Source organism: Streptococcus parasanguinis (assembly GCF_031582885.1).
Lineage (GTDB): Bacteria > Bacillota > Bacilli > Lactobacillales > Streptococcaceae > Streptococcus > Streptococcus parasanguinis_M.
This window is the reverse complement of the sequence record NZ_CP133988.1, coordinates 1,167,345-1,181,032: the sequence shown is the minus strand read 5'-3', so window position 1 is coordinate 1,181,032 and position 13,688 is coordinate 1,167,345. Positions and strand designations below refer to the sequence as shown.

Annotated in this window: 15 protein-coding genes; 1 reads left to right on the top strand and 14 read right to left on the bottom strand. The window is 41.3% G+C overall.

Features of this window, described 5'->3' with window-relative positions; all coding sequences use genetic code 11:
* The first annotated feature begins 119 nt into the window (after positions 1-119).
* Positions 120-602, top strand: a complete 483-nt coding sequence (locus RDV49_RS05570) for a glutathione peroxidase (protein WP_003007921.1) — start codon at positions 120-122, stop codon at positions 600-602.
* 38 nt (positions 603-640) lie between these two features.
* Here the strand turns inward: RDV49_RS05570 and RDV49_RS05565 are convergent, their stop codons facing one another.
* The 14 genes from RDV49_RS05565 to RDV49_RS05500 form a co-directional block, all read right to left on the bottom strand.
* Positions 641-2,509, bottom strand: a complete 1,869-nt coding sequence (locus tag RDV49_RS05565; RefSeq protein WP_037607972.1) for an ABC transporter ATP-binding protein — start codon at positions 2,507-2,509, stop codon at positions 641-643.
* Positions 2,499-4,244, bottom strand: coding sequence for an ABC transporter ATP-binding protein (locus tag RDV49_RS05560; protein WP_037607974.1), 1,746 nt, complete (start codon positions 4,242-4,244; stop codon positions 2,499-2,501). Before RDV49_RS05560 ends, RDV49_RS05565 begins: the two co-directional genes overlap by 11 nt.
* A gap of 385 nt (positions 4,245-4,629) precedes the next feature.
* Positions 4,630-5,775, bottom strand: coding sequence for an FtsX-like permease family protein (locus tag RDV49_RS05555; RefSeq protein ID WP_003007929.1), 1,146 nt, complete (start codon positions 5,773-5,775; stop codon positions 4,630-4,632).
* Positions 5,776-5,778: 3 nt separating this feature from the next.
* On the bottom strand, positions 5,779-6,459 hold the full coding sequence (locus tag RDV49_RS05550; RefSeq protein WP_003007931.1) for an ABC transporter ATP-binding protein: 681 nt from the start codon (positions 6,457-6,459) through the stop codon (positions 5,779-5,781).
* Positions 6,456-7,031, bottom strand: coding sequence for a TetR/AcrR family transcriptional regulator (locus tag RDV49_RS05545; protein WP_003007933.1), 576 nt, complete (start codon positions 7,029-7,031; stop codon positions 6,456-6,458). The genes RDV49_RS05550 and RDV49_RS05545 overlap by 4 nt, the downstream gene beginning before the upstream one ends.
* A 148-nt stretch (positions 7,032-7,179) precedes the next feature.
* Positions 7,180-8,103 (bottom strand): aldo/keto reductase, encoded by a 924-nt coding sequence (locus RDV49_RS05540; RefSeq protein ID WP_003007935.1) that lies wholly within the window; start codon positions 8,101-8,103, stop codon positions 7,180-7,182.
* A 111-nt stretch (positions 8,104-8,214) separates the two neighbouring features.
* Positions 8,215-8,823 carry a hypothetical protein gene (locus tag RDV49_RS05535; RefSeq protein WP_003007937.1) on the bottom strand — a complete coding sequence of 203 codons (609 nt, stop codon included), beginning with the start codon at positions 8,821-8,823 and terminating at the stop codon, positions 8,215-8,217.
* Positions 8,820-9,449 (bottom strand): hypothetical protein, encoded by a 630-nt coding sequence (locus RDV49_RS05530; RefSeq protein WP_003007939.1) that lies wholly within the window; start codon positions 9,447-9,449, stop codon positions 8,820-8,822. The genes RDV49_RS05535 and RDV49_RS05530 overlap by 4 nt, the downstream gene beginning before the upstream one ends.
* Complete coding sequence (locus RDV49_RS05525) at positions 9,446-10,078, bottom strand: hypothetical protein (RefSeq protein WP_003007940.1); 633 nt, start codon at positions 10,076-10,078, stop codon at positions 9,446-9,448. Before RDV49_RS05525 ends, RDV49_RS05530 begins: the two co-directional genes overlap by 4 nt.
* A complete protein-coding gene (locus RDV49_RS05520) occupies positions 10,075-10,704 on the bottom strand; it encodes a hypothetical protein (protein WP_003007942.1) in 630 nt (209 codons plus the stop codon). The genes RDV49_RS05525 and RDV49_RS05520 overlap by 4 nt, the downstream gene beginning before the upstream one ends.
* Positions 10,701-11,309, bottom strand: a complete 609-nt coding sequence (locus RDV49_RS05515) for a hypothetical protein (RefSeq protein WP_003007944.1) — start codon at positions 11,307-11,309, stop codon at positions 10,701-10,703. Before RDV49_RS05515 ends, RDV49_RS05520 begins: the two co-directional genes overlap by 4 nt.
* A gap of 10 nt (positions 11,310-11,319) precedes the next feature.
* Entirely contained in the window at positions 11,320-12,924 is a 1,605-nt protein-coding gene (locus RDV49_RS05510; RefSeq protein WP_003007946.1) for a virulence protein, read from the bottom strand.
* A complete protein-coding gene (locus RDV49_RS05505; RefSeq protein ID WP_050783539.1) occupies positions 12,915-13,262 on the bottom strand; it encodes a hypothetical protein in 348 nt (115 codons plus the stop codon). The genes RDV49_RS05510 and RDV49_RS05505 overlap by 10 nt, the downstream gene beginning before the upstream one ends.
* Before the next feature lie 2 nt (positions 13,263-13,264).
* A complete protein-coding gene (locus RDV49_RS05500; protein WP_003007949.1) occupies positions 13,265-13,543 on the bottom strand; it encodes a hypothetical protein in 279 nt (92 codons plus the stop codon).
* Between the last annotated feature and the right edge of the window lie 145 nt (positions 13,544-13,688).

Genomic DNA, 13,688 nt, shown 5'->3' with positions numbered 1-13,688 from the left:
ATCTTCTTATTATATCATTTTCACAGGAGGGACTAAAGCAAGAAGTCATGCTCCTCTTGGCCCAATTTTAGAAGATTTGTGCTACAATAAAAGTTGAAGAGACAGAAAGGATACCACCTATGACCAGCATTTATGATTTTTCTTTAGAAAACCAACAAGGAGAGGAGATTCCCCTTTCTCACTACCAAGGTAAGGTCCTCATCGTGGTCAATACAGCAACAGGCTGTGGCTTGACCCCGCAATACCAAGGATTGCAAGATCTCTACCTGCGCTACCAGGAAAAGGGGCTGGAAATCCTAGACATTCCCTGCAACCAATTCATGGGGCAGGCACCAGGAACTGCAGATGAAATCAATAGCTTCTGTAGCCTCAACTACCAGACCACCTTCCCACGATTCGCTAAAGCCAAGGTTAATGGTAAAGAAGCCCTTCCTCTTTATGACTGGCTCAAAAACCAAGTAGCCGGGCCACTAGGCAAACGCATCGAATGGAACTTTGCAAAATTTGTCATCGACCGACAAGGCCAAGTCGCCCAACGCTTCTCCTCCAAAACAGAGCCAGCTGCCATGGAAGACTTGATCCAAGAATTACTTGAGAAATAAGCAAAAAGCCTGAGCCAACGCTCAAGCTTTTTTTATTATTAATCAATTTCAAGTCCACCGGTGTAGAGGCGGTAATAGGTGCCACGTTCTGCCATCAAGGAAGCATGGTTGCCTCGTTCGATGATACGTCCGTGGTCCATCACCATGATCACATCGGAATTGACAATTGTCGATAGACGGTGGGCAATGACAAAGACTGTCCGGCCTTCCATCAAGCGGTCCATCCCTTCTTGCACCATCTTCTCTGTCCGTGAGTCAATAGAAGACGTCGCTTCGTCCAGAATCAAAACAGGCGCATTGGCTAGGGCTGCACGGGCAATGGCGATCAATTGTCGTTGACCATTAGATAGGCCAGCCCCATCATCCGTCAAGACTGTTTCATAGCCCTGATCCAAGTGCTTGACAAAGGAATCCACATTGGCAATTCGAGCTGCTTCAAGGATTTCTTCCCGTGTTGCATCAGCACGACCGTAAGCGATGTTTTCCGCAATCGTACCAGTGAATAAGTGGGTATCTTGAAGAACGATTCCGAGGGAACGACGAAGAGAATCTTTCTCAATCAATTTAATATCGATTCCATCATAGGTGATCATTCCTGACTGGATGTCATAGAAGCGGTTGATCAAGTTGGTGATGGTTGTCTTTCCTGCACCAGTCGCTCCGACAAAGGCCACTTTTTGACCTTTATCCGCGTACAAGTTGATGCCATGAAGGATTTGTTTCTTCCCATCATAAGAGAAATCAACATCATCAAAGACCACATTTCCAACCATCTTAACAAGCTGGTAATCCCCATTTGGACGTGGGTGTTTCCAAGCCCATTTGTTGGTTTTCTGATCAGTTTCGACCATTTCTCCATCGACCAGTTCATAATTGACCAGCGTCACTTTTCCTTGGTCGACTTCTTCTTCTTCATCCAAGAGATCAAAGACACGATCTCCACCAGCCAAGGCCATGAGGACAAAGTTCAATTGTTGAGAGACCTGGGCAATCGGACCTGTAAAGGAACGGTTCAATTGCAGAAAGGCCATAAGACCACCAATGGTTAAACCACCGACGCCGTTTAGCGCAAAGAGTCCCCCGATCAAGGCTGTCAGAACAAAGGAAACATTTCCCAAGTTCCCAAGAATTGGCATGAGAACATTGGCATAGCGGTTGGCCTGGTACGAAGACTCAAAGAGTTGGTCATTGATCCGATCAAAATCCTCAATGCTTTCTCTTTCATGCACAAAGGCCTTGACCACTTTTTGACCAGACATCATTTCTTCAATAAAGCCGTTCTCAATCCCCAAGTTCTTTTGTTGGGCGCCAAAGTAACGACCTGACTTGCCAGAAACATCCTTGATGATAAAGACCATGACGATAACCATGAAGAGAACAATCAAGAACAAGAGTGGACTAACCGTCAGCATGGTAATCGTTACCCCAAGGATGGTAATCGCTGAGGATAAGAGTTGAGGAATGGATTGTTCAATCGCTTGGCGAAGAGCATCAATATCATTGGTATAGATAGACATGATGTCCCCGTGTTGGTGGGTATCAAAGTAACGTACCGGCAGTTTTTGCATGCGGGCAAACAACTGATTTCGAAGACTTCTAAGTGAATCTTGTGAAACAGTCGCCATAATCAAGGTAAATCCATAGTTGGCAAGTACCCCGATCAAACAGATCAAACCAACCCGTGTCAAGAAGGACAAGAGCGGTCCAAAATCATGGCTGTTTGACTTTAGCATAGGCTCCACATAGACATCGACCAAGGACTGAATCGAAGCTGTCACATTGACCGTCGCAAGAGACGATAGAATGATTAAGATAAAGGAAACAATCAAGGATACCTTGTAGTTTTTCCAAAGGAAGTCCAGCAGGCGAAGGATGGAGCCTAGATTTGCTTTTTTCTTAGTTTTCATCTGCTTCTCCTTTCCCTTGCGTTTGCATTTCATATACTTCTTGGTAGATGGCATTGGTCGCAAGCAATTCCTCGTGACGACCGATCGCATCGATTTGGCCATCATTCATCACGATGATGCGATCTGCATCTTGAATAGAGGAAATCCGTTGACCAATGATGATTTTGGTAGTATCTTTCAAGCTGGTTGCCAATCCTTGACGGATCAAACTATCTGTCTTGGTGTCGACCGCTGAAGTCGAATCATCCAAGATCAAGATCTTCGGATTCATGAGAAGGGCACGCGCGATACAGAGACGCTGGCGTTGCCCACCAGAGACGTTGGATCCCCCACGCTCAATCATGGTATCATAGCCCTCTTTGAAATCTTGGATAAATTCATCGGCTTGGGCAATCTTACAAGCTGCAATGATCTCTTCATCCGTCGCCTCTTTATTTCCCCAGCGCATATTTTCTTTAATCGTACCAGAGAAAAGGACATTGGTCTGAAGAACCATGGCCACTTGCTTACGAAGGGAATCAAGATCGTATTCTTTGACATCGTGGCCTGCTACTGTCACCCGACCAGACTCGACATCATAGAGACGAGGAATCAACTGAACCAAGCTTGATTTTCCTGATCCTGTTCCTCCCAAGATACCAATCACTTCCCCTGAACGAATGGAAAGATTAATCCCTTGTAAGACATGGGTCTTGTCGCCATTTTCATCGGTATAAGCAAAAGTCACATCCTCAAAGTTGATGGATCCATCAGCAACTTCTTTGATCCCATTTTCTGGAGAGTCAATCGTCGTTTTGGTCGTCAAGACTTCATTGATCCGCTCGACAGAGGCCATAGAAATCGACAACATGACAAAGATCATCATAAACATCATGAGCGACATGAGAATGGTCATGGTGTAGCTAAACATAGAAGTCAAATTCCCAGTAGAGAGTTGACCACCAACGATCAGATGAGCCCCGATCCAAGAAATCAAAAGGAAAGAAGCATACATGGAAAGCATCATAGCTGGGCTACTCAAGACAACGACACGGATAGCCTTCATAAACATGTTATAAATCCGGCGTGAAGCTTTTTTGAATTTAACGGTTTCATCTGCTTCCTTAACGTAGGACTTCACCACTCGCATATTGGTGATGTTTTCTTGAATGCTGTTGTTGAGATTGTCATAAGCTTCAAATACTTCTGTGAAGAGCGGATACACAATCTTCATGATAATGCTTAAGACAGCTGCCAAAAAGATGGTCACATAGACAAAGATCATGGCCATTTCCGCATTGATCATGAAACAAGCCACGATGGCAAAGATCAAATTGAGCGGTGCCCGTACACAGATCCGGATCACCATTTGATAGGCATTTTGCACATTGGTCACGTCCGTCATCATCCGAGTGACTAACCCACCTGATGAGAACTGATCAATACTCTCAAATGAGAAGGTTTGAACCTTTTTGAAAATGGCCCGACGAAGGTTTTTGGCAAAACCAGCCGATGCATAGGCGCCATAACGGGCAGACTGCATCCCACAAAAGAGGGAGAGAAAGGCACAGACCAGCATGAGCCCACCGTAAAACAAAATATTGTTCATGTTTCTTTGTTGAACACCTTGGTCCAAAAGACTCGCCATGACAAAGGGAATCGAAATCTCAAACATGACTTCAAAGACCATGAACAAGGAAGCCAAAATCGAGGGCTTCTTGAATTCTTTGATCTCGGAAATTAAGGATCGAATCATTATTACCTCCAATGTTATTCATACTTTTTCCTGCGGTAGAAGCAAAGCTTCTTTCCATCGAAAATAGGTCAAAACACACAAAATTCCCTGAGGGAAAGACCCTAGGGATTACGCGTTTTTTATAGTTTTCATTGTAACCTAAATTGCAAAAAAATGCAAGATTTTCAGACAGCATCCGTTTTTCTGTTGATCTAGTACAAAAGAGGCTGGGACAAAAGTCCTAGCCTCTCAATTGTTTTTGGATTGTCGAGCAAGACGCAGTGGCTGAGTGGGCTATACTACGCTGATTTTATCAGCTTTTACAGCCCTACTCAACTGTGCGGAGGTGGGACGACGAAATCGAATTCTAACGAATTACCGATTTCTGTCCCACTCTTTCTTCTATTTATTCAGCTAAAAGCACTTCTTTGATGGTTTGCTTTTGGAGTTTTCTGTTGGATAGATAAAAGAGGCTTTCATAAACCACCGCAAAACCGATCAAAGTCCAGAAGCACACATTCCCATCAAAGTGATGCTCAATCTTTTCAGGAACCGTATCTTTGATCACACCGATCAAGATTTCCATGATGCCGTATTGGTAAACCGTCCCAAGAACAAATCCTAAATAAGCCCAAAAACGATAGGGAGCGAGAATATGACCTTGGCATTCACGATCGGTGTAGCCAAAAGCCTTCATAAGAGCCAAAGTTTCGCGACTTTCAGAGACCACAATCCCCAATGACAAAAAGAGAATCGAGAAAGAAAGGATTAAGCCAATCATAATCATCATGGTTTGGATGATATCATCTGTGTAATCCCTGAGGCCAAAGGACAATTGAACCATAGCCGCGAAACACATGGAGCCAAAGACCACAAAAAACAAGATCGATTTTCTCCCCCAAATCAGTGACGAGGACAGCTCTTTTAAAAAGGCTTTGTCTTTCTTGGGAACCCTCTTTCTCCTTTTGACCTTGATTAGACTTGGGGACTTTTTCAATAAGCGAAGTGCCGGCGTTTGGAGTTGTCTTCTAGCATAACCAATCGCGAGAAGCATAAAAAATGCTGTTGGAAGAATCACCAAAGCAAGCAAGAGCTGCCAGTGAAGGTGAATGGTAATTTCTGGCAAAATCCCCTTCTCATTACGGAAGTCGTAAAAATGTCCCATCATGAGAAATGAAGCGAAATAGCCAAGAAGCGCTCCAGCTCCAAAACTCAGTCCAAAGGACCAAAATCGTTTAGCCAACTGGCCATTGCTGTAGCCCAAAGCCTTTAAAATTCCTAATTGTTCCTTGTGGTCATCGACAAATTGTTTGATATAAAAACACATGAGAAGGACCGACGTCAAGGACAAGACGACTCCACTGACCATGGCCACCATCCAGGAAAGCGAAACCTGGGCATCATAGTAGGTCTGAATCATGGGATTGATTTTCGAAATCTCCAACTGCTCGATATCTAGGTAAAAATTCAAGAAGAGATTAGCCACAAAGACCGCACAGGCTCCAATGATACTGACGACAACTAATTTTCGAATATCTTTTACTGAAAACATGGCTTACCATCCAATCTCATAGGCAGTCTGAGGTTGATCATTGGTCACAACTTCGGTAATTTTGCCACTATTGACACGAATGATGGTTCTGGCCATATCCGCAATATTTTGGTTGTGCGTCACCATGATGAGGGTGAAGCCCAGCTTTTCCTTTAACTTCCAGATATAGTCCAGAATCTTGCGCCCTGTTTCTTCATCGAGAGCTCCCGTCGGCTCATCTAAGAAGAGAATCTCTGGCTTTTTGGCCAAGGCCCGAGCAATGGAGACTCTCTGCTGTTCCCCACCAGACAATTCACTCGGATATTTGTCCAGCTTATCGCCAAGTCCCAAATCCTCGATGATCTGCAAAAAATCATGATTGTCTGCCAGGTCAGCTCCCATCTTTACATTTTGTCTGACCGTTAGATTCGGCAATAGATAATACTGCTGGAAAATAAAGGCAATCTTCTCACGTCTAAAGGCTGTCAATTGAGCATCCGTGAGTTGTGATAAATCTTGTCCTTGAATGAGGATATGCCCCTCGTCTACCTTTTCTAATCCTGACAGCACATTTAAGAGAGTTGATTTCCCAGATCCAGAAGGACCGAGGATAACCACATCATCCTGGTCTTGAATCTGCAAATCAATCCCTTTTAAAACCTTAGTTTGGCCGTAACTTTTGTGCACATTTTCTAGTTGAATCATTTCTTTCCTACCATTTCTTTGATGAGAGATTGACAAACCTCTGTCAGTAATCCAATCACTTCTTCCATGCTGAACTGATAAATACCAGAAGCAACCATAGAGGCCATCCCGTGCGAGTAGATAAATAGATGCTGGTACAAGCGACTAGCCTCCTCTAACGTCAATGGATAGTCTGCGACAATCGATTCCAGAACCAATTGGTAACTATAATCCTTCATAGGAAGAAAATCTTGAAAGCGACGAATCGGCTCTTTGCTAGGATTTTGGAAAAGCAATTGAAATAGTTGGGGCTCTTTTGAGGCGAAAAGGATATAAGCAACCCCGACAGATCGAAAAGGCTTCTCATCTTCTAAGGCCTTGCGAATATACTCCACCACGACCATTTCCGCAGCACCAATAACCTCTGCTTGTAACTCAGCCATATTAGCAAATTGCCCAAAAATGACTCTCGGTGTAGCTCCCAGTTTCTCCGCTAATGCTCTAGCCGTCAAACTAGCCATTCCCTCTTCTCTCACCAATTGTAAAGCTGTCCCAATGATAGCCTCTTTACTAAATTTAACCTTGGGTGGCATAAGACTCCTTTCGCGCAACAGTTGTTGCGCAACACTTGTTGCATAAAGAATACCATAAAAAAGAAAGACTTGTCAAGAAAAATTCGTAAAGTATAAAACAAAAGACCAGCCCACTGATACAAGTGAAGTCTGGTCTACTAACAAGATTCTAAGGCAAATCATTTCCTGCAGCCAAGTAGATTTGGTACCATTCCTTGCGGGTTAGAGTGACTGTTGCTGCTTTCCCTGCTTCAAGGACATGCTGGGGTTTGGTCGTTCCGATGACAGCCTGCATCTTACCCGGATAGCGGAGGACCCAAGCAAGGGCGATGGCTGTCGGAGTGACCTGGTATTTCTTCGCCAAGTCATTGAGGACATGATTGAGGGCCGCAAACTCTTCCTTGCCGACAAAGTTCCCCTTAAAATAGCCATGCTGGAGGGCAGACCAGGCTTGAATCACCGTATCGGTTAAGCGACAATATTCAAAGACACTGCCATCTCGCACGGCTGCTTTTGGCCCTTCCATGTTGACATGAAAACCAGCCTCAAAGCTAGGCGTAAAGGCGGCACTCAACTGCAACTGGTTGACCTTGAGAGGCTGTTTGACAGCCGTTTTGAGCAATTCCATCATCATAGGATTTTGATTGGACACCCCAAAATGACGGACCTTGCCCGCTTGCTCCAAGTGATCAAAAGCTGCCGCCACTTCTTCCGGCTCCATGAGGGCATCCGGTCGGTGAAGGAGGAGACTATCTAAGCGCTCAATCTGCAAACGCTCGAGGATGCCATTGACGGAGTCCAAAATATAGTCCTTAGAAAAATCAAAATAGGTAAAGCCGTCTTTGCGAATCCCACACTTAGACTGGATCCACATCTGATCCCGAAGATCCGGACGGCCCTTGAGAACCTTCCCCAGCAGGATCTCACACTGACCATTGCCATAGATATCCGCCAGGTCAAAAGTGTTGATCCCAATCGATAAGGCCGCCTCCACCAAGGCCTCCACCTCGTCTTCACTCATCTGACTGATCCGCATCATCCCAAGGACAATCGTGGACAGACGCTCATTTTCAGCAAACTCAATATAGTTCATGTCCGCCTCCTTTTCTGTAGTTCTATTGTAGTGAAAAGGCTTGCAAAAGTCAATGTGAAATCAAAAAGCCCTCAGAAACAACTGAAGGCTTACAGATTGAAGTAGAATGCCTCATTCGTCGTCAACCAACTCCACTTCTCCATGGATTCGGATGTATTCTTCACGCTTTCGATCCAATTCTTCCCAGAGTGGCTCATCAACAGCTTTCATTGCTTCTATCTCTTTCAAGCTAATGTCAACCGCTTCATTGTAGGTTAAATGCAACAAATCTGCATGTTTTGTTTTAAATTCTTCAATGCTCAGCCATGTTTCCTTATCATCTTCGCTAATGTGACCGCCAATGGCAGAGGCTACCTCAATTGCCATGATATAAAGAGCTCGCTTATCAACCGTTAGAATATCTTTATGAGTCGTGATGATTCGTAGATAGTTTCCTTTTTCTCGTCCATCACTTTCATAGGAATCTACAAAATTTAAATTTATATCTTCATACTTAAAAGTCGCCCAAGGATCGTTGCCTACTCTAAAATCAGCCATTCCCCAACGCTCATCATTTGAAGAAAATTTATCCAAACTAACACTAAAATAGAAGTCATCATCACGTGCATAAGAAAACTCAACCTGCACTCCCTTACGTTCCTTGAACCACATTTTCCAAGGATATTCCATACAGGCTTGATAGATGTTAGTTTCGTAGTTACCTTTAAGATATAGTTTCACTCGTCGTCCTCGTCATCCAACTCCACTTCTCCATGGATTCGGATGTATTCTTCATTTCTGCGGTCATCTTCTGCCCAAACCGGGTCTCTCACATCATCCATAAACGGAATTTCCTCCAGACTCATCTCATTAGCCTGTTCATAACTCATCGATAGGATATCTTCATACCGGTTTTTAAATTCCTCCACACTTAACCAGCTCTCTTTATCATCTTCGCTAATCTGACCATCAATAGCAGTCGCAATTTCAATGGCCATAATATAGAAAGCACGTTTATCAACGGTGAGGAGTTCAAGGTGCTTAGTAGCGATTCTTAAACATTCACCTTTCTCACGAAAGTCCGACATCATAGCATCTTCGTAGTCTAGCTCTATATCTTCATATTTATGGGATAAAAAATCATATTTTATCCCTTCCTTAATCTGAACATTACTCCATCTATTATCATGCATCCACTTATTTAATTTTAAGTGGATAGAAAGTTTCTCGATTGGTAAATCTAGATACCCTGCATACGACAAGTCATGTTCTATTCCATCTTTTTCCCCAAACCACATTCTATTTGCTAGTTTTAAGTAATCAAACGGGATTTCTTTTGTATAGTCACCTTTAATATAAATTCTCAATCTTCTTCCTCATCGTCATAAACACGTTCGCCATGGATTTTGATGTACTCTTCACGCTTCCTATCCAATTCTTCCCAGATGGGATCATCAATAGCGTCAATCGTCTGAATTTCTTCCAAACTCATCTCATTTGCTTCATCAAAAGTTAGAGATAAGATATCTTGGTGCTTTTCCTTGAATTCCTCGACTGTTAGCCATGTTTTCTTATCGTCTTCACTGATTTGTCCATTAAAGATTGTGGCAATCTCAATGGCCATGATATAGAACGCTCTTTTATCAAGAGTGAGCAGTTCAAGGTGGGTAGAAGCGATACGCAAACAGTCTCCATTTTCTCGAAAATCTGTTACATAAGCATTCTCAAATTCCAAATTTAGGTCTTCATCAATTTGTGAATAAAAACGATATTTTATCCCTTCTTGTATCGGAATACACAACCAACGTTCGTCATAATCCTGTTTATTTAGTTTTAGATGAATGGCTATATCATTCCCATCTCTGATTTGAAGAAAACCAGAATAGGAGAGAGATATACCTTCTCCTTGATAGCTTTCGAACCACATTCTCTTCGCTAGTTCTAAATAATCAAACGGAATTTCTTTGGTGTAATCGCCTTTGATATATAATTTCAATCGTCTTCCTCATCGTCATAAACACGTTCACCATGGATTTTGGTGTATTCTTCTCGAAGCCGTTCCTCCTCTTCCCATAGAGGATCTCTTACCGGTACCATTGTCTTTAATTCTTCCAAACTGATTTCAACAGCTTCATCATAAGTCAGTGAAAGAACATCCTTGTGATATTCCTTAAATTCTTCTACACTTAGCCAATTTTGCTTGCCGTCCTCGCTAATCTGACCATCAATGGCAGATGCTACTTCAGCTGCCATAATGTATAAAGCACGTTTGTCTACAGTTAAAACATCTATATGAGATGTTGCGATACGTAGATAATCTCCACGTTCTCTCCACTCTGTAATGAAAGTTTTTTCAAATTCAAGTGTTATACTCTCATATTCCAAAGACAACCAAGGATTACTAGGAATTATAAAAGGAGCCTTATCCCATCTTTCGTCAACTGAAGACCATTTGTGTAACCGAACACCAAAGTAAAAATCATCCTGTAACATAGCATCATCACCAACATTGGAGAAACTTATTTTCTTGCCATTCCGTTCCTTAAACCACATCTTCCAAACAAGCTCTCTAGTTGTGAAGTCTATTTTTTTCGTAAAATCACTTTTGATGTATAGTCTCATAAATCTGAGATATCGCCTCCATGTGCTAGTATATATTCTTTTCGACGAGTGGCTTCTTCCTCCCAAAGAGGGTCATCTACCACATCCATCATTTGAATTTCAGTCAAACTTCGTTCATTTGCTTCTTCAAAAGTTAGAGATAGAATAGCCTCGTGCTTTTTCCTAAACTCCTCGACTGTTAGCCATGTCTTCTTATTATCCTCGCTAATTTGCCCGTCAATCACCTTTGCAATCTCAAGCGCCATAATGTACATGGCGCGTTTATCAACTGTTAAAACTTCTAGATGGCTGGTTAAAATACGGAGATAGTCTCCCTTTTCATTATAATCCGTAGCGAATGCATTTTCAAACTCTATCTCAATACATTCGTCAAGATGTGAAAAGAGTCTTCGTACCCCTTCCTTTAGGGGGACACTAGACCATCTCTTATCGGCAGTGCCTTTCCTCAGGGATAAATTTACAGAAAAATCTTCTTGTAATGCATCATTGTCTCCTGCATTTGAGTAAGATACTTGCTTTTCTTCTGGAAACCACATTTTGCCAGCTAGTTCTAAATAACCATAAGGTACTCTTTTTGTATAATCGCCTTTTAAATATAATTTCATTGTTCACTCCTTATTGCGTTAAGTATTTAAAAGCTTTCCACATATTTTTGATAACTTCTTCTTTAGCTCCTTTTCCAAGTCCTTTTAGTTCAGAATGTTTGCTTACCCAGTCTACAATATCCTGCCTACTTGAAATCCTTGAAACCTCGATATCTATGTCGAGGCCATAACCCGATTTCCCACTTCCCGATTGAACTTGGATTTTCCCACTATCTGGCTCCGCATCAACTCGAATATTATCGACTTTTTTACCTTTAACTCGTCCAGAAACCTTTTTCCCAAAAGTCTTACTCGTCGGTTTATTTGCCTGCCAGCTATCGTAGTTGCTAGAATAATTAACTTGAATTTCAGCGTTTGCGCTACCTGTTTTACTAATAGCGGATCCTACAGATACTACCCCACTAAATATGAGTGCGTTGCCTGCATCTAAAGCAACCTCTGCTGCAGTTGTTCCAGCAATAAAGCTTGCCCCACCTGTCTCAGGAGCTAAAGCTAAACCTCCAGTTTCTGCTGCTACGCTAGCAAAGTCAAGTAGTAAACCTGATAACATCTGACTAACTCCACCCCAAAATTCAGCAGAATTAGCTTCAAAATTTTCTTGAAGAAGTTCTTGATATTTTTCGTTGATCAATCTCGTAGAAGCACTATCATACTTCCCATTTTTTAGAACAGAAAAGTTATCATCTTTTTGATAATGTCGATCTTTATAAGCACTATTATCAAAAATTTCAATTAAATTCCCTTCATTGTCAATTTTTAGAGTATGGTTATAATCATCAATTATTTTTTTCCACTGTGACCGATCATGTCCTTTTAAGCGTTTTTTTAACTCTTCCCGATAATAGGTATCACCATCATCTGATAATAACATATCTCTCGACGCTTGATTTAAAGTCCTTGTTAAGGCATCCTGATAGTCTCTTTTAGCGTAGGAAACAACTTTTGTTTGTTTCATTTTGTCAAACCAAGTCATGTCGACACCATCCGCATAGTAATTTCCGTTGCTATCAACTATAATTTGACTTAGTTGTCCTGCTCCTTCAATCGCTAAATTAAGAATTTCAAGACTGTCTGAAAAATACTGATTGACTTGCTCAACAAACCACTCTAATTTTTCAATTTTTTCTTCAACATCTTTGATTTGCATCCGTGTTTTATCAGCCAGTTCATGAAGAACTCTATTTTCTGATAAATTTTGATCCAGATTTGCGGTAAGAAATGCTCCAACACGATTGAAAAAATCCTCATTCTTTCTGATTAGATCTTGATACTTTGAAAGCTGTTTTTCCCAACTCTGTTTTTGTGTCTTCAAATCATCTAAATCTAATTCTCCATATTTTGATACAACTGCATCTGCGTTTTTGTATGAATTTAATTCAATCTGAATATCGTCGATCGCTTCTTGTAATTTTTGGATACATGGGATAATAATATTCCCAAATAAATTTTTCCCTGCCTCATATGCAGCACCTTGAAGTCTACCTGCTTCGATTTCTGCAATTAAATGATCACTTCCACTAGTAAGTTTTTCTGTAATCTGAGTAGCAATTTGAATATTACTGCTCATAGTTTCAATCAAAGCAGCAGATTCTGATGAACTGTATCTCACTCCCACGGCAAACTATTCCTTTCTCTTATCAATTTTTCTCTCTGAATGTCTAAGTTTTTTAAAACATTCCGAAACTCTTCACTGACACCATCCATCTGTCTAACCACATAATTTCTTGCAATTAAATCCATTTCATTCTTTTCTTGAAAAAATAAGATATTTTGAGATGAAATAGACAACTTTTCTTCTGCTTCTCGTGTGATCATCGAAAGATCTTCTAAAAATTCATCTAAACTTTGTTGATACTCACGACTTAAATTAAAAATAAGATCTTCTTGTCGCTCTGTTTTCACAATTTCCTGGAATAGTTTATCTCGCTTATTTTTATTAACATCCTCCATCATGGTTAGCTTCCCCATATTTGAGCCTGTTCTACATCACGTTTTTCAAGCACAGCGGCAATTTGAGGAAATTTATTAGCTTGAATCAGAACAGCTTCACTAAATTTACCCAAAGCTTGAAGTAAGTGATTATTTACCTCTTTTCCCTTCTCCATACCTGCTATACCAGCAGAATAACTAAATTCTACTTGTTTATTCTCATTTTGTGATACATCAACACCAGTCAACTCACCAATAGCCGCTTGCGCATCCATTGGGCTGGATTTTATTTGGAGTTTATCCATATATTCACCCTCAAATCTTATTATTCCTCTCCATCATATCATAATTTGAAGAAAAATACTCTTTCTTCCATGAAAAAACATACTAAATTTTCTGCAATTTATTAATAGTTAGAGACAAGTCTTTCAAAAAAATTGTAACCTCCAT